Origin of the sequence: Bradyrhizobium sp. CCBAU 45389 (assembly GCF_028128625.1) — a bacterium.
Lineage (GTDB): Bacteria > Pseudomonadota > Alphaproteobacteria > Rhizobiales > Xanthobacteraceae > Bradyrhizobium > Bradyrhizobium liaoningense_B.
In genome coordinates this window covers 583,345-597,205 of sequence record NZ_LBIY01000095.1, presented here as the reverse complement: position 1 = coordinate 597,205, position 13,861 = coordinate 583,345, and the positions used below count along the sequence as shown (strand labels likewise).

At 57.7% G+C, this 13,861-nt stretch carries 17 protein-coding genes; 10 read left to right on the top strand and 7 right to left on the bottom strand.

The window, feature by feature from the left end:
• The first annotated feature begins 229 nt into the window (after positions 1-229).
• Positions 230-376, top strand: coding sequence for a hypothetical protein (locus XH79_RS29895; protein ID WP_157785246.1), 147 nt, complete (start codon positions 230-232; stop codon positions 374-376).
• A gap of 322 nt (positions 377-698) precedes the next feature.
• Positions 699-899, top strand: a complete 201-nt coding sequence (locus XH79_RS29890; protein WP_157785247.1) for a hypothetical protein — start codon at positions 699-701, stop codon at positions 897-899.
• 574 nt (positions 900-1,473) lie between these two features.
• Here XH79_RS29890 and XH79_RS29885 read toward each other — a convergent pair.
• The gene (locus XH79_RS29885) at positions 1,474-1,701 is read right to left on the bottom strand and encodes a hypothetical protein (protein ID WP_081493921.1); all 228 of its coding nucleotides are present in this window, start codon (positions 1,699-1,701) and stop codon (positions 1,474-1,476) included.
• Positions 1,702-2,115: 414 nt separating this feature from the next.
• On the opposite strand from XH79_RS29885, the gene XH79_RS29880 reads away from it, so the two are divergent.
• Both XH79_RS29880 and XH79_RS29875 read left to right on the top strand, forming a co-directional pair.
• Positions 2,116-2,976: a transglutaminase family protein gene (locus XH79_RS29880; RefSeq protein ID WP_036044812.1), complete on the top strand. Its 861-nt coding sequence runs from the start codon at positions 2,116-2,118 to the stop codon at positions 2,974-2,976.
• A gap of 175 nt (positions 2,977-3,151) precedes the next feature.
• The gene (locus XH79_RS29875; RefSeq protein ID WP_271583923.1) at positions 3,152-3,415 is read left to right on the top strand and encodes a DUF6894 family protein; all 264 of its coding nucleotides are present in this window, start codon (positions 3,152-3,154) and stop codon (positions 3,413-3,415) included.
• A gap of 334 nt (positions 3,416-3,749) precedes the next feature.
• Here the strand turns inward: XH79_RS29875 and XH79_RS29870 are convergent, their stop codons facing one another.
• Both XH79_RS29870 and XH79_RS29865 read right to left on the bottom strand, forming a co-directional pair.
• Positions 3,750-4,040, bottom strand: a complete 291-nt coding sequence (locus tag XH79_RS29870) for a hypothetical protein (RefSeq protein ID WP_244431490.1) — start codon at positions 4,038-4,040, stop codon at positions 3,750-3,752.
• Between the two features lie 150 nt (positions 4,041-4,190).
• Entirely contained in the window at positions 4,191-4,460 is a 270-nt protein-coding gene (locus tag XH79_RS29865) for a hypothetical protein (protein WP_036044815.1), read from the bottom strand.
• A 266-nt stretch (positions 4,461-4,726) separates the two neighbouring features.
• Here XH79_RS29865 and XH79_RS29860 point away from each other — a divergent pair, with 266 nt between their 5' ends.
• The 3 genes from XH79_RS29860 to XH79_RS29850 all read left to right on the top strand — a co-directional run bounded on the left by XH79_RS29860 (position 4,727) and on the right by XH79_RS29850 (position 8,237).
• The gene (locus tag XH79_RS29860; RefSeq protein WP_271583922.1) at positions 4,727-5,146 is read left to right on the top strand and encodes a CopG family transcriptional regulator; all 420 of its coding nucleotides are present in this window, start codon (positions 4,727-4,729) and stop codon (positions 5,144-5,146) included.
• 3 nt (positions 5,147-5,149) lie between these two features.
• Complete coding sequence (locus XH79_RS29855; RefSeq protein ID WP_036044820.1) at positions 5,150-6,340, top strand: extracellular catalytic domain type 1 short-chain-length polyhydroxyalkanoate depolymerase; 1,191 nt, start codon at positions 5,150-5,152, stop codon at positions 6,338-6,340.
• 487 nt (positions 6,341-6,827) lie between these two features.
• Positions 6,828-8,237 carry a DUF2130 domain-containing protein gene (locus XH79_RS29850; RefSeq protein WP_036044822.1) on the top strand — a complete coding sequence of 470 codons (1,410 nt, stop codon included), beginning with the start codon at positions 6,828-6,830 and terminating at the stop codon, positions 8,235-8,237.
• A 205-nt stretch (positions 8,238-8,442) separates the two neighbouring features.
• Here the strand turns inward: XH79_RS29850 and XH79_RS29845 are convergent, their stop codons facing one another.
• The gene (locus tag XH79_RS29845; RefSeq protein WP_036044824.1) at positions 8,443-8,823 is read right to left on the bottom strand and encodes a hypothetical protein; all 381 of its coding nucleotides are present in this window, start codon (positions 8,821-8,823) and stop codon (positions 8,443-8,445) included.
• A 79-nt stretch (positions 8,824-8,902) separates the two neighbouring features.
• Between XH79_RS29845 and XH79_RS29840 the strand changes: the two genes are divergently transcribed.
• From XH79_RS29840 to XH79_RS29830, 3 genes are read left to right on the top strand one after another with little or no spacing between them, the layout of a single operon-like run.
• A complete protein-coding gene (locus XH79_RS29840; protein WP_050992017.1) occupies positions 8,903-10,468 on the top strand; it encodes a recombinase family protein in 1,566 nt (521 codons plus the stop codon).
• Entirely contained in the window at positions 10,465-11,349 is an 885-nt protein-coding gene (locus XH79_RS29835) for a plasmid partitioning protein RepB C-terminal domain-containing protein (protein WP_036044828.1), read from the top strand. Before XH79_RS29840 ends, XH79_RS29835 begins: the two co-directional genes overlap by 4 nt.
• Complete coding sequence (locus XH79_RS29830) at positions 11,346-12,257, top strand: plasmid partitioning protein RepB C-terminal domain-containing protein (RefSeq protein WP_036044830.1); 912 nt, start codon at positions 11,346-11,348, stop codon at positions 12,255-12,257. Before XH79_RS29835 ends, XH79_RS29830 begins: the two co-directional genes overlap by 4 nt.
• 334 nt (positions 12,258-12,591) lie before the next feature.
• Here the strand turns inward: XH79_RS29830 and XH79_RS29825 are convergent, their stop codons facing one another.
• Genes XH79_RS29825 through XH79_RS29815 form a run of 3 tightly spaced genes read right to left on the bottom strand, consistent with a single transcriptional unit; the run spans position 12,592 to position 13,850 of the window.
• Positions 12,592-12,966 carry a hypothetical protein gene (locus XH79_RS29825; protein WP_271583921.1) on the bottom strand — a complete coding sequence of 125 codons (375 nt, stop codon included), beginning with the start codon at positions 12,964-12,966 and terminating at the stop codon, positions 12,592-12,594.
• Positions 12,967-12,969: 3 nt separating this feature from the next.
• Complete coding sequence (locus XH79_RS29820) at positions 12,970-13,584, bottom strand: helix-turn-helix domain-containing protein (RefSeq protein ID WP_166812884.1); 615 nt, start codon at positions 13,582-13,584, stop codon at positions 12,970-12,972.
• A gap of 41 nt (positions 13,585-13,625) precedes the next feature.
• Entirely contained in the window at positions 13,626-13,850 is a 225-nt protein-coding gene (locus tag XH79_RS29815) for a helix-turn-helix transcriptional regulator (RefSeq protein ID WP_166812886.1), read from the bottom strand.
• Positions 13,851-13,861: the final 11 nt, after the last annotated feature.

Here is a 13,861-nt window from a genome sequence, read left to right as displayed (position 1 = left end):
ACGCAATCGCGTGAAGAGAATAATCGACTTTCGAACGAGAGTGGCGAACAAGAGCGATTGGGCCATCAACGCCGTCCTGAACCACTTCTGGAGCAAGCTAAATCCAAGCACGCCTCCCATCCAAAAGAACAAGGACAGGCTCCGTCACTAGCCCCCAGGCATGAAAGCAGGAGCATCTCGGCTCTCGGTCATCGATTGAGGCCACGAACTTACGGAAGGGGAGACGGCGATGGAAAGCGGGGCTGGACCTTCTTCGAAGGCTGAGCTGACGATCGTGGAGCGCTTTAAGCGCGCCGCGCTTGAGGACATGGATGGTCCCAAGCTCCTCAACTTCCTTAAAGAAATCGAGGACGAGATAAGAAGGCGGGGCTTGTAATCTTTTGAGGCGCACGACTGGCATGGGAGAGACACAATGCGGGCCGGACGCGGCGACATAGATTGGCACTTCGCCTCTATTGTTGTTTCGCTGATGCTGGCTGGCGTTGCTTTCTGCCACGCTTCTCGCGGTGCTTCTCCGTGGGCCCTGAGGAGCGAACCGGTATCCCTGAATGGAGCAGAATGGCACTTGTCAGGGACGAATTGAACCCTGCCTATCATCGCGCATTGAAGACGCGTCACCGATCAGGGGCTCTTCCTGCAGGCGTCGGTGGCCGGGAGACCGCTTTTGCGCTCCCCTGCCAGCCATGAGAGGGGCAAAGATGGCCCACCCGTTCGGCGTCGAACACTTCCCGATCGCACCCGCCTCGATCCCGCCGACGACACCTCTCAAGGCCGCGAGCGGGAGATTGGTTGACTTAGTCCTCGGCTCACTCTTCTTTGCCACCATAGCCATCGCGATGTCCGGCTGGCTGTACGTGCTCTTTCTGCTTGCCCAGGCTGTCGCACGGCTGCTGGCGTAGTAGCCCCTCTCCTGAAGGGAGAGAACAGTAGCCCACCACTGCCGTTATCATACGGTAGCAGGCTTTCGAGGCCATTTGGATCAAGACGCCTGTTGGCCCATAGCGACCATCGTCAGGCTGTTCGGATGGTCTGCTTTCAGGATTAAAGTAGACCGAAAGCGCTGCCGATCACGACTTCGGCTTGTGTCTTCAAGGCCGACTCCAGAGCAGTACACGACAGATCAGAACTGCGTTGCCACCGTCAGCGGCACGGCGCTCGGCTCTGCGGGATGAAAGTGTCGATCGGGGATGCCGTCGATAGGTTCAACGGGGAGCCGCGAAAGGTAGGAATATTCAATCTGATTTGTCTGTGCGTTGAAGTGATCGAGCACAGTCTCAAGATATGCCCCTCAAACAAAAGCCGCCGGGCGTTACACCGAACGGCTTTTCTTAGCGGCTCCCAGATTCAAACCGCCGTCCCACACTTTGTTCCCTTTAATGCGCTCCCTCGGTGGTCATAGTTTCAAACAGCTCCCTCTCGGCAGGCTAAATGGCGGCCCGCCAAGCACATGCGAGTAGCAGGTCGCGTGCCCGCTTAGGCAAACGGCGGTACCTCGACCAGTGTTCCGATTAGGCGCAACAAAGCTTGCTGTTCGGGGCCCTTTCCATCGCGCAAGAAGTCGCCCAACTCGATATGAGAGAGGCGCCCGCCCGATGGCGGATTAGGCTGGTGAATGATGAAAGCATGACCATTCGTCGGCTCACGAGCGATGAACCATGCATCGCCATTTGGACTGCGGTAAAGCTCCCGACGGTCTGACATGTCTCTTCTCCGAACTCTCCCCCTAATATGTGGGGCGCGAATGATAGTTTGGATAGGGATTATGACGCTAGAAGCGGAACTATACCTGCTCGGCGGCGTAAGGCCGGTGGGCGCACACCCCTGCCGATTTGCAATTGGGCGAGTCGGCAGTAGCCGTGAGACGGGGAACGTGAACGGCTGGTAACGCGTCCAGACCAAGTTCTTCCGCGTACACGATACTCGCCCTAAGGGAGCGCCAGAGCAGCCCCCGAAGTCTCGGAACGTCAGCGGGGTGTATTTCGACGGCCTCCACCGCGCATCGAACCAATCTCATGCTGGAAGCCAACTTAGTCACACGGGGGTACGCTGGCTGCTCGACAGCGCGCGCCATATGCTGACAGCCGAAATTGCGTGCACACTCAATTTGGAGGACCCGTGACAGTCCTAAGAATAAAACATGAGACAACATATGGCTTTGAAAGCGGGGTTAGCTTGAACCCGCATCGATTATTGCTGCGCCCTCGCGAAGGCCGGGAGCTGAGGCTTCTTTCCCATCTAATAAGAATAGCCCCCGCGAATGAGGTAACCTGGGCGCAGGACGTCTTCGGCAATGCTGTGGCAATGGTAAATTTCATAGCCATGACGGACAAGCTCGTTATAGAGAGCTTGTCAGAGGTTGAGTTGACCTCCAGCGCTTGGCCCGTGTTTCCGGTTGCTGCCTCGGCCATATCTTATCCATTCCGGTACAGTGACGAAGAGTGGACGGACCTGGGAGCGCTCGCCACGCCTCAACACCGTGACGGCGGCGATGCGGTCCGCAACTGGGCCCAATCATTCGTGCTTGGCAGCACGACCGACACTTTGTCTTTGCTCAAAGACCTGAACCAGGGGGTCACTCAATGGATACGCTATGAAGCCCGGGATGCCGAGGGCACGCATCCTCCGGATGAGACACTGCAGCTCGGCATCGGGACGTGCAGAGATATGGCGACGCTTTTCGTGGAAGCCGCCCGTTTCCTCGGGTTCGGGAGTAGAATTGTTTCCGGGTACCTATATGACCCAGACATGAGCCGCGTGGGTTCATCAGGTTCGGGTTCGACCCACGCCTGGGCCGAGATCTACGTTCCGGGCGCAGGCTGGATCACATTTGACCCGACTAATCGTAGTGTAGGTGGCCACAACTTGATCCCTGCCGCTGTTGCGCGGGATATCCGCCAAGTGATGCCGGTGTCAGGAAGCTACTTGGGATCGACCTTCTCCAAAATGAGCGTGGAAGTCACTGTTTCCGCAAAATAGGCGCTCACCAAGAAGGCAGTTGAGCATTAGTCACCAGAAGAGCCTTACCAAGCCGCCGGACCGCAGGCCGCGCGAGTAATATCCAGCAACGATCTGACTGCCCGCTTATTGTCCTATATGGCCGGGCGAGACATCCTCTCATTGGCGTCGCTGCCCGAGAGATTGGAGTTTGATCTTGCCTGAATGGAACCAGAGCGTCTTCATGGAGCGCTTTTTCTTCGACATCCAAAGCGGCAGAGACTTCTTCGCGGATGAAGAAGGCTTACGCCTGCCCAATCAAAAAGCAGCCCAAGCGGAAGCGTTGCAAACATTGGCGGGCATGGCGAAAGAATCGATTTTTGGAGTCGAGCGGCCCGATATAGCGGTCGAAGTGCGCTCCACGAGTGAACGCTTGTTCTGCGTTTCGATAGTCTATCGAAATGTGAGCACCGAGCATTGAGGACGCCTAAGCGGGGCATGCGCTGAACAGCGCGGTTCATTTGCCTTAATGAGGCATGTATGGGCGATGATGGCATCACGGGACGGACTTACTCTTCGCGAGCGAGCTTTCGGAGCTGATCCTTTAGCTCGCCAATCAGGTCAAGCATGGTCTCGTTCAGTGCCCCGTCAGGGAAAGCTTCCGCCAGCGCTGCGTACTTTGCGAGCTCATCTTCCAGTCGGCGTTTTTCTCGTTGGCGGTCCATAAGCCGCGCTAACATATGCGGTGGGCCATTGTTCCTCCACAAGGAGAGGTGGCGACCGCGGTCCACCGAGCTGACGAACCTGCTAGGCGTCTAAACCCGCGTCGCGGGCCGCACGTTGATACCTGCGAGCTGACGAAGCTCATCTTCCGATAGTTGCCAATCCTGGCACTGACAGCAAAGCTGACGGAAAACCTCATGTAACTTGCTGCGGGCGATCTTGACGACTTCAGTGTCGTCGAACTCGCGAGAGTTCAGGAAGATCGGCAAGTTAAAACCGGTCTGATGCCCTTCGATGTGAAACGTCAAACGAATGTCTTCACCTCGTTCGTTGCTTTCGATCATCTCGATGCGCGCGACCCTCACCGTGAAATTGCCCATCATCTCGCTTCCCTTATAAATTTCTCGATTCTTAGCCCCACGCGTCCAGATGCGCCGTGCTCGCCGAGGCCTGCACCTATAAGGTGGCCTCTCTCAGATGCTTTGGGAAAATGGCCAGCGTCCGGATCCGGTTCGGATCGCTGAGAGCTTTTGTCAGCTATCGGACGGGCTTGCGTCGGTACGCTGCGCGTCCGACAAGTCGGCAGGGCTGATCGAGATGTCCTGCATCATCAAGTTCCCCGAGCCCTCTGCCGGCACCTTGATCACGGTGGCAACGCGACGGAATGCTGCGAACCAAAGGCTCTCGATCATCTCCTCGTCCGTGATGACTTCGTAGACGCCAGCGGGCAACTGCCGGTCGATGCCTTTTATTCTGAACGGATGATTGAAGGTGACGACTTCGCGTCGGGAGCGGACCGTCATGCACCGGAGCCCTTCGCAAGCGCTCGCTTGCGCAAAGTTCTCTGCGTGGGAAACGGCGAGCCGATTTCGCGCGCCTTCTGCCGGACGGAAAACATGGATCGCCCCATCACGACCTTGTTCCTATCACTAGGACCGCTGACGGCGTTTGGCAGCGAGGCTGTCCTGCCGCGGGCCTATTTGTGCAGCTCCCCTTGAAGCGCAAAATGAGAGGATCTAGATAACATCCCAGCACCATCCAAGCGGATGGCAAGAACCGGATCACAGTTATGGGCGATAATGTGCGTGAATTGCGGCCCAAGGCCCCCGATACGGAGAAGATCACGATCAACCTTGGCTTTGTCGACCTGGGTCATGTCGATCTCATGGTGCAGGAAGGGTTCTATTCGAACCGGTCCGATTTCATCCGGACGGCAATCCGGAACCAACTCGAACGCCATGCAGATGTCGTCAGGCAATCGACGGCTCGGAAGAGCCTGGACCTCGGCTTGCGCAACTACACCCGCGAGGATCTCGAAGCAACGCGGCGCGCCGGCCAAATGCTGCAGATCAATGTGCTGGGCTTAGCCACCATCGCACAGGACGTCACTCCCGACTTGGCTCGTGCCACCATCGCGTCTGTCTCCGTACTGGGGGCGCTTCACGCAACACCCGCGGTCAAGGCCGCTCTCGCCGACCGAACGAGGTGAACGATGCTGAGTCAAGACATAGTCCGGGAAGCAACCCGGCTCACGCGTGCCGGCCGACTGGTCGAGGCCACCGTGCTCCTGCAGCGCATGCTTCGGGACGGTAGCGCGCCAACACCGGAGTTTCGCAGCGCCCCTCAAGCTCGGCATTCGCGGATCGATCCGCTTACCATAGACGCCACGGCGGAGGTCGTCGAAGAGCCGGAAGCTCCGCAGGTCTCGCCGGCCCGCTCTGCGCGAGGACGTGGACGCTCGTCGCCGCTTGACGGTATGCAGGATTTACCCGGGCTCGGGCTGCGAGGTCCGATCGGACGCACTCCGCCATCGACCTCGGACATCGTGCCAGAGGGCACACGGTTTGTCGCCGGTACTTTCCGTAACGCTGCGGGAAGCCGGGCCTACAAGCTGTTCATCCCAAGCCGCTGTCAGGGACGACGGCTTCCGCTGATCGTCATGCTTCATGGCTGCACCCAATCGTCGGACGATTTCGCGGCCGGAACCCGGATGAACTTCCTGGCGGAAGAGCAGAATTGCTTCGTCGTGTATCCCGAGCAGCCGAGTGGCGCCAATCAATCTAAGTGCTGGAATTGGTTTCGCACCGGCGACCAGCGCCGCGGCGGGGGAGAGCCTTCGATGATCGCCGGCATTACCCGCCAGATCATGCGCGACCATGCGATCGATCCGCAGCGCGTATACGTCGCAGGTCTCTCGGCCGGTGGGGCCGCCGCTGCCATCATGGGCGCAACGTATCGGGACCTTTACGCGGCCGTCGGTATTCATTCAGGCCTCGCGTGCGGAGCCGCGAGCGATCTTCCCTCCGCGTTCGTCGCGATGCGGCAGGGTGGGGGCTCTAGGGCAATTGCGAATGGCAAAAATTCGGTGCCGACCATCGTTTTCCATGGAAATCGCGACACGACGGTGCATCCCAAGAATGGCGACCAGATTATCGAGCAGTCCGCCGGAGCAATGCGACCGACGACGCAGGTAGTTCGCGGACGCGTACCCGGCGGCCATGCCTATACCCGAACGGTTTCTACCGACGGGGCAGGTCGGGCGATCTCCGAACACTGGACCATCGATGGCGCCGGACATGCGTGGTCAGGGGGCAGTCCCGCCGGGTCCTACACCGATCCACATGGGCCGGATGCGACGAGAGAAATGCTGCGCTTCTTCCTCGAGCACTCGCTCGGTGGATAGTGTCCTTCACCGGCGCTCGGGCTGTCCTGGAGTACGTTGTCGAGCTTCCGGATCAGCTTGGCATGTTCCCTGCTAAATCCCGCCGGCGATGCCAATCCAGAGGAGCGGGTCCAGCCCATGGCATTGGATGTCCGCTCGGTCCTCTAAGCGGCTATCTAACTCCTTCCGCGAGCACGAGTTTCTAGTGCTGGCGTCGTGGGCCGCAGTGGAGAAGGTTCGAACCTAGTTCCTCTCCCTCCACCAAAGTGCACCATACGCGTGCACGTCCATGCCCGCTTGTCGGTTTCGATCCCCAGCGACTTGAGCCGTTGCTTCGGGCTCGAAAAGGGGGGGATTGCCAACGCAAAATGCGCATAGCCGCTGCTTCTGGCTTGACCCCCTAAATGGATTCGTTCTAATTTTGTTCTCACGGGGCGGAGGCCGATTCCGCCGGTCCGTAGCCAATTTTTTAATGACAACAGCAGCTGCCCCGACTCGGACAGGGAAAATGCACGAGATCATCTGTCCCCACTGTGACAAGGCCTTCAAAGTCGACGAATCCGGCTATGCCGAGATACTGAAGCAGGTCCGTGACGCCGATTTCGCAAACCAACTGCACGAACGGCTGGAATTGGCCGAGCGCGACAAGCAAAGTGCGGTGGAACTGGCCAAGGCGCAGGTCAGCAGCGATCTGCAGAAGACCGCGGCCGCCAAGGATGCCGAAATCCAGGAGTTGAAGTCCAAACTTGAGGCGACTGAGGTTATCCAGAAGCTCGCCGTCACCGAAGCCCTTAGTGCAGTAGAAAAAGAGCGTGACACGCTCGCGACTGCTCTGGCCCAAGCGGAGCGCGAGAAGAAGGCTGCCTCGGAGCTTGCAGAGGCGCTTTTGGCCAGCGAGCTGCATAAAATCTCCGCCGCCAAAGACGAAGAAATCCAGGAGCTGAAAGGCAAGCTCCAGGGTGTCGAGCTTGAGAAAAAGCTTGCGGTGACCGAAGCGGTGGGCGCGCTTGAGAAAGAGCGCGATGAGCTGAAAAACGGCATCAAGCAGGTCCAGCTTGAAAAGCAGCTCTGCGAGCAGTCGCTCAAGGACAAGTACGAAACGCAGATCAAGGATCGTGATGACGCGATCGAGCGCCTTAAGGATATGAAGGCACGCCTCTCGACCAAGATGGTCGGCGAGACCCTCGAACAGCACTGTGAGACCGAATTCAACCGGGTGCGCTCGATGGCCTTTCCGCGGGCCTATTTCGAGAAAGACAACGACGCGCGGACCGGCAGCAAGGGCGATTACATCTTCCGGGACTCGGACGAGGCTGGCACCGAGATCGTCTCGATCATGTTCGAGATGAAGAACGAGAGCGATAGAACCGCGACGAAGAGCAAGAACGAGGACTTCCTCAAGGAACTTGACCGGGATCGCACCGAGAAGGGTTGCGAATATGCCATCCTGGTCTCACTGCTCGAACCCGACAGCGAGCTCTACAACACCGGCATCGTCGATGTCTTCCACCGTTATCCGAAAATGTATGTCATCCGGCCGCAGTTCTTCCTGCCGATGATTACGCTTCTGCGGAATGCGGCCATTAACTCGCTCAAGTACAAGACCGAGCTCGCGCTCGTGAGGACTCAGAACATCGACATCACGCAGTTTGAGAGCCAGCTCGAAACGTTCAAGACTGCATTCTCGAAGAACTACGATCTTGCTTCTAGACACTTCCAGACGGCGATCGCTGAGATCGATAAGTCCATCGATCACCTGCAGAAGACCAAGGATGCGTTGATAGGCGCCGATCGGAACCTCCGCCTTGCGAATGACAAGGCGCAGGACGTGACGATCAAAAAGCTGACCCGGGGCAATCCGACGATGGCGGCGAAATTTGCCGAGCTTAAGAGCCCGCCTGCTGAAGCCGCCGAGTGAGACAGCCAAAGTAGTGCCTCGGTGCGCGTGAAATCGTGTAATCGCATTCACGAGTTTCAAGGTTTAACGCCCGAAGAACCAAGTCCGGCTAGCGAACTTCGTCGGCTGTGGAGATCGGTCTGTTTGGGAATATTCTGCAGTATCGCATGATCCTCTGTAGCAGTATCGCTTTCCTGGCTTAATAGGGACAGAGTGACTTGACCAACTAGCCTTGGAGTTCACCGATAAGGTTGAGCATCTTGATCAGCGTCTGTTTGGAATCACCGAGCTTTTTCGCGAGAATCAAGTCACTCCTGCCGGACATGCGCAATACCGCTTCCAGGACTTCATCGGAGATGCGTACAAGATCAACCAGGTGTCGACCCGTTGGTCCATTCTTGGCCGAGAACCAGTTCTTTACAGCGCGCTCGTTGGCTTTTGTCAGGGCAACGACGGTCTTGATGGCAGCGTGGGTCTCACCAAACTCCTTGTGGAGAGCCTCTGCAATCTCGCGTGCGAACTCGGCGCTTCCGAGGTCTGTCGCTCCATCAGGATGAGAGTTTCCTGAAATGGACTGAATCTTTCGGTCCTTTTTCGGAAGCGACATTCCAGCTCTCCCTTGGGTACGCTGAACTATCGCGAGGCTCGACCTGAATTCAGGTTGATCAATGACCGAGTAGCTTTCCGTGCGACGCGCAAGACAAGCAACTGCCGAAGAGCCAGCGAAAGGCGCGGCACAGGCGGCGCAATATGTGCGCATGTCCACTGACCACCAGAAATATTCGACAGAGAACCAGAAAGATGCGATCGCAGCCTACGCGGCGCGGCATAACCTCACGATTGTCCGCACCTATGCTGACGAGGGGCGCAGCGGACTGCGCATCGAGGGCCGTGATGCCCTTAAACAACTCATCGACGACGTTCGAAACCGCCGGACTGACTTCAGCGTCGTGCTGGTCTATGACGTGAGCCGCTGGGGCCGGTTTCCGGACGCCGATGAGAGCGCCTACTACGAATACACCTGCAAGGAAGCAGGCATCCGGGTCCAATATTGCGCCGAGCAGTTCGAAAACGACGGCAGCCTGTCATCTACCATTATAAAGAGCATGAAGCGGGCGATGGCCGGCGAGTATAGCCGGGAACTATCCGCAAAGGTCTTCGCCGGGCAGTGCCGGCTGATCGCTCTCGGCTTCCGGCAGGGCGGCACGCCCGGATATGGTCTCAGGCGTCAACTGATCGACGAAGATCGGACGCCGAAGGCCGATCTTGGTCGCGGCGAGTACAAGAGCCTGCAAACCGACCGGGTCATCCTGAAGCCGGGACCGCCGCACGAGGTCGAGCTGGTGCGGCGCATCTACAGATGCTTCGTCCTCCAGCTCAAATCGGAAGCCGAGATTGCCGCCATGTTAAACCTTGAGGGCATTCCGAACGAGTTTGGTCGGCCGTGGACCCGCGGGACAATCCATCAGATCCTCACCAACGAAAAGTATGTCGGCAACAACGTCTACAATCGCGTTTCCTTCAAACTGAAGCAGACGCGTGTGATCAATCCGCCGGATATGTGGATACGCGCTGATCACGCGTTCAACGCTGTCATCGACAGCGACTTCTTCCTTGCCGCCAGGCGCATCATTGAGGAACGCAGCAAGCGGCTCACGGACGCCGAAATGCTTGAGCGGCTAACAACCCTTCTGAAGCAGAAGGGACACCTTTCCGGGCTGGTCATCGACGAAATGGATGAGATGCCCTCAAGCTCTGTATATCGAACTAGATTTGGCAGCCTTATCCGGGCGTACCAACTCGTCGGATACGATCCGGGGCGCGACTACCAGTATATCGAAACCAACCGCGCACTCCGGACGATGTTTCCGGAATTGCTTGATAAAGTGATGGCGGGGATACGCGAAGCGGGAGGAACGGTCGAGTTTGACAAGCTAACTGACATTTTGAGGATCAACGGCGAGTTTACCGCCTCGATCATCATTGCCCGCTGCCTGCACACGCCGGCCGGCTTTCTTCGCTGGAAGCTCAGACTCGACACCGGCCTGCGCCCCGATATCACGATCGCGATCCGCATGGCTGCAGAGAACAAGGAGATACTCGACTACTATCTCCTACCCAGCATCGACATGTCGACCGACCGACTGAGACTCGCGGAAGAGAATGGTATCTACCTGGATGCCTATCGCTTCGACGATCTCGACGCATTCTTTGGACTGAGCGCGCGCAAGGGACTGGGAGTTGCCGCATGAACGACGAAACGGCTCCGGAAATTGTCAAGGTTCCTGTAACGGACATCAGGGTCATCAATCCCCGGTCACGCAACAAGCGGATCTTCAACGAACTTGTAACAAGCATCGCCCATCTTGGCCTCAAGAAGCCGATTACGGTTAGCCGCCGCAATGGCCACGGATTTGATCTCGTCTGTGGTCAGGGCCGGCTGGAAGCCTTCATAGCGCTCGGTCAGGCGGAGATCCCCGCGATTGTTATTGAAGCCTCCGAAGAGGATTGCTTCGTGATGAGCCTCGTCGAGAACCTCGCGCGGCGGCATCACTCTCCCCTGGAACTGGTCGCCGAGATCGGCAGCCTCAAGAAGCGAGGCTATTCGATTGGGCAGATCGCGGCGAAAATCGACTTCAGCACCGAGTATGTCTATGCAATCTGCTCGCTCCTCGAGAACGGAGAGCAACGGCTATTGACCGCGGTCGAAAGGGGGCTCATTCCGCACAGCATTGCCATGGAAATTGCGAAGGCCAAGGACGGTGATGTCCAGAAGGCGCTTGCGGAAGCCTATGAAGGCAATGCGATTCCCGGCAATCAGGTCCTCGCAATCCGCAAGATTATTGAACAACGTAATCTGCTGGGCAAGGCAAAGACGCCGACAGGGCCGCGGCGACAGGCAAAGCGCGTAACATCCGGCGCCCTTGTTCGCGCCTACAAGAAAGAGGCTGATCGGCAGAAACTACTTGTGAAAAAGGCTGGCCTCGCCCAAAGCCGCCTGCTCTTCACCGTTAACGCCCTGCGGATGCTGATGGCAGAGGTCTCGTTCGTCAAACTGCTGCAGGCGGAGGAGTTGCATACGCTACCGAGGCCCATTGCCGAGCGACTCCACGGCGCGGGAGGACAGCAATGAACACGGCCGCTGTCCGGATAGCTTTCGAGCAAAATATCATTGTCGTTCCCTTTGATTCGATCCTGCCGCTCAAACAAATATCCGACGAGACGAAAAGGCTGGTCCGGTACAAGCGCGTGGCCCAGTCGATTGCCGAAGTCGGATTGATCGAGCCGCTGGTCCTGTCGAAGCACCCTGACGAGAACGGGAAATATCTCCTGCTCGATGGTCACTGGCGCCGCGCAGCACTGCTGGATCGCGACGAAACCAGCGCGCGCTGCATTCTGTCGCATGACGATGAGACCTTCACCTATAACAAGCGCATCAATCACCTCGCGACGATCCAGGAATACTTCATGATCGTGCGGGCGCTTGCGCGAGGCGTTTCGGAAGAGAAGCTGGCGAAGGCCCTCGACGTCAACATTGGCCACATCAAACGGCGGCGGGCCATGCTGGATGGCATAGGCCCAGAAGTCATCGAGATGCTGAAGGACAAGATGGTCAGCACGGTGACGTTCGATGTAATGCGAAAGATGGGTCCAATGCGCCAGGTCGAAGTCGCGGAATTAATGTTGTCGGCCTCAAACTTCACCGTCGGCTATGCGCGGGCGCTTCTCGCGGCGACGAAGCAGGCTGATCTGGCGAAGCCCGAGAGGGCAAAACGGATAGATGGCATGACGCCTGAGCAACTGGCACGCATGGAACGCGAAATGAGTACGCTTCAGCAGGACTTCAAGGCTGTCGAAGCATCCTATGGCGAGGATGTGCTGCATCTGGTGATTGTCTCGGGTTACATATCGAAATTGATCGCCAACCGGAAAGTCGAGCGCTACCTTGATCAAAATCACCCAGAGATACTCGAAGAGTTCAAGGCGATCGTTTCGGTCACGTCCCTCGATCACACCGTGCCCGAGTCCACCGCGCGGTAGTGGCGGGCGAAATGCGTTCGGCAATGGCCGCGTACTTAGGGGTACGGGAACTAATCAGGGTTCGCTGTCTCCAACCTGTCAACTTGTCAACCGTGTCAACCCAGTTTCGGGACTTTGCCGCTGGAGAGTTCTTGGGGCGCGCTTGAGCCGTGTGGGGGTGGGGCCAAGAGGGACCCGTCGTGGTAGGCGGTGCTTTCGAGGGTGCCGAAGCAAAAAGGTCATTTAGGATGCGATGCATGATGCGGCGTGAGGATTGTTGGGTGGAAAGGCATCGCGCCGTGCGGTAACGGTGCGGCTGCGCGAGGCGCTTACCCCGCGCAGCAAGCCAGAACGATTAGATTGGTACAGGCCCGTCCCACAGTTTTCCGAGCCAGACGTCGTCCCCGGCCACGGAAATCTCAACGCATCGGTACACAGCCATCGCAAGAATGATCTCGCGTGGAATGAAGATGCGCTCGGCGCGGAAAATCCGAGAGCGCAACTGAGCAATCGCGATTGCGCCCGTGTCGAATTTGCCGCTCTTCGACAATCGGTCCAGCCATAGTAACGCAGTGCGGCAATACATCTCGCGAATTGAAGGTGTGGCTAGTGCGCCGGTTCCGCTGCTATTTGCCGGTTTTGGGAAGGCGTAGGTTTCAGCATTCAGCCGCGGATGATAGAAACGGACCGCTTCAAGCGCTTTCGACAATATCTCGTCGAATTCCGTCATTCGCTAGCTCCCCTGATTTTTCGCAACGCTCAACCGAGCGGCGTTTATGTCGAGGGGTGTCAGGGATCCGCTCTTTGCCTTCCTGCAAAGTTGTTCGACGGCGGTTGCATCAATCCTGTCCAGCTCTTCGAACACCCCGACCATGTCAGGTCCGTAATCGCTAACAATCTGCGCCTCGTATTTGCCGCGATCCTTGAAACGTTCCCCAAGACCTTCCCCGCCGAGCCCGATTAAGAAGGTTTTAGGTTGGTTAGATAAGTAGGTTCGGCCGACACTGGCGTCCCTACGCGAAGGACTTGGTTGTCGCTCAGTCGGGACATTCCTGTCTACCTTTCGTCCTGCCAACGCAGGTACAGGCTTGCGTCCCGGCGGCCAGCGCAAGCGATATCGGTTCGAACAATTCGCCTTTCGCTCAACTTCCAGCCACCCCGTTTCTTCGAGCTGATCAACCGCCCTATGGACCGATTTCGTGGTCATGCAGATCTTATTGGCCAAGCTCGCAAGGGACGGCCAAGCGAACCCCACGGTCCGGTTTTGGTGATCAGCGATGAGATAGGCTACTCGGAATGTTGTTGGTCTGATCTCGCACTCATGGCTGAGGGCGTTGATCCACTGCATTTTGTTACGCCTAAAAGCCCTTTCGTCCATGGGCATCGGTCTCACTTGCCGAAACCAGCGTCCGATGTCGACCGGCGCCGGCGAGACCCCATCCAGACATCGAGATCCGCCGATGCATACCTAACTGAACGGCCCACCTTAATCGCAGGGGGACCGTCCCCAGAAACAAAGAGCTTCGCGAGTGTGCTCTCGCCAAGCCGCAAATAGGCTGCGGCTTCCCTCCTGGTCAGCCAATTTGATCGTTCGTTCGAAGCGTTGATAGTCATTTGGTTCCCCG

Bases quoted from the DNA above. Each gene is read 5' to 3' on its own strand.
- XH79_RS29895 (WP_157785246.1), top strand. From the start codon at position 230: ATGGAAAGCGGGGCTGGACCTTCTTCGAAGGCTGAGCTGACGATCGTG.
- XH79_RS29890 (WP_157785247.1), top strand. From the start codon at position 699: ATGGCCCACCCGTTCGGCGTCGAACACTTCCCGATCGCACCCGCCTCG.
- XH79_RS29885 (WP_081493921.1), bottom strand. From the start codon at position 1,701: ATGTCAGACCGTCGGGAGCTTTACCGCAGTCCAAATGGCGATGCATGG.
- XH79_RS29870 (WP_244431490.1), bottom strand. From the start codon at position 4,040: ATGATGGGCAATTTCACGGTGAGGGTCGCGCGCATCGAGATGATCGAA.
- XH79_RS29865 (WP_036044815.1), bottom strand. From the start codon at position 4,460: ATGACGGTCCGCTCCCGACGCGAAGTCGTCACCTTCAATCATCCGTTC.
- XH79_RS29860 (WP_271583922.1), top strand. From the start codon at position 4,727: ATGGGCGATAATGTGCGTGAATTGCGGCCCAAGGCCCCCGATACGGAG.
- XH79_RS29855 (WP_036044820.1), top strand. From the start codon at position 5,150: ATGCTGAGTCAAGACATAGTCCGGGAAGCAACCCGGCTCACGCGTGCC.
- XH79_RS29850 (WP_036044822.1), top strand. From the start codon at position 6,828: ATGCACGAGATCATCTGTCCCCACTGTGACAAGGCCTTCAAAGTCGAC.
- XH79_RS29845 (WP_036044824.1), bottom strand. From the start codon at position 8,823: ATGTCGCTTCCGAAAAAGGACCGAAAGATTCAGTCCATTTCAGGAAAC.
- XH79_RS29835 (WP_036044828.1), top strand. From the start codon at position 10,465: ATGAACGACGAAACGGCTCCGGAAATTGTCAAGGTTCCTGTAACGGAC.
- XH79_RS29830 (WP_036044830.1), top strand. From the start codon at position 11,346: ATGAACACGGCCGCTGTCCGGATAGCTTTCGAGCAAAATATCATTGTC.
- XH79_RS29825 (WP_271583921.1), bottom strand. From the start codon at position 12,966: ATGACGGAATTCGACGAGATATTGTCGAAAGCGCTTGAAGCGGTCCGT.
- XH79_RS29820 (WP_166812884.1), bottom strand. From the start codon at position 13,584: ATGCAGTGGATCAACGCCCTCAGCCATGAGTGCGAGATCAGACCAACA.
- XH79_RS29815 (WP_166812886.1), bottom strand. From the start codon at position 13,850: ATGACTATCAACGCTTCGAACGAACGATCAAATTGGCTGACCAGGAGG.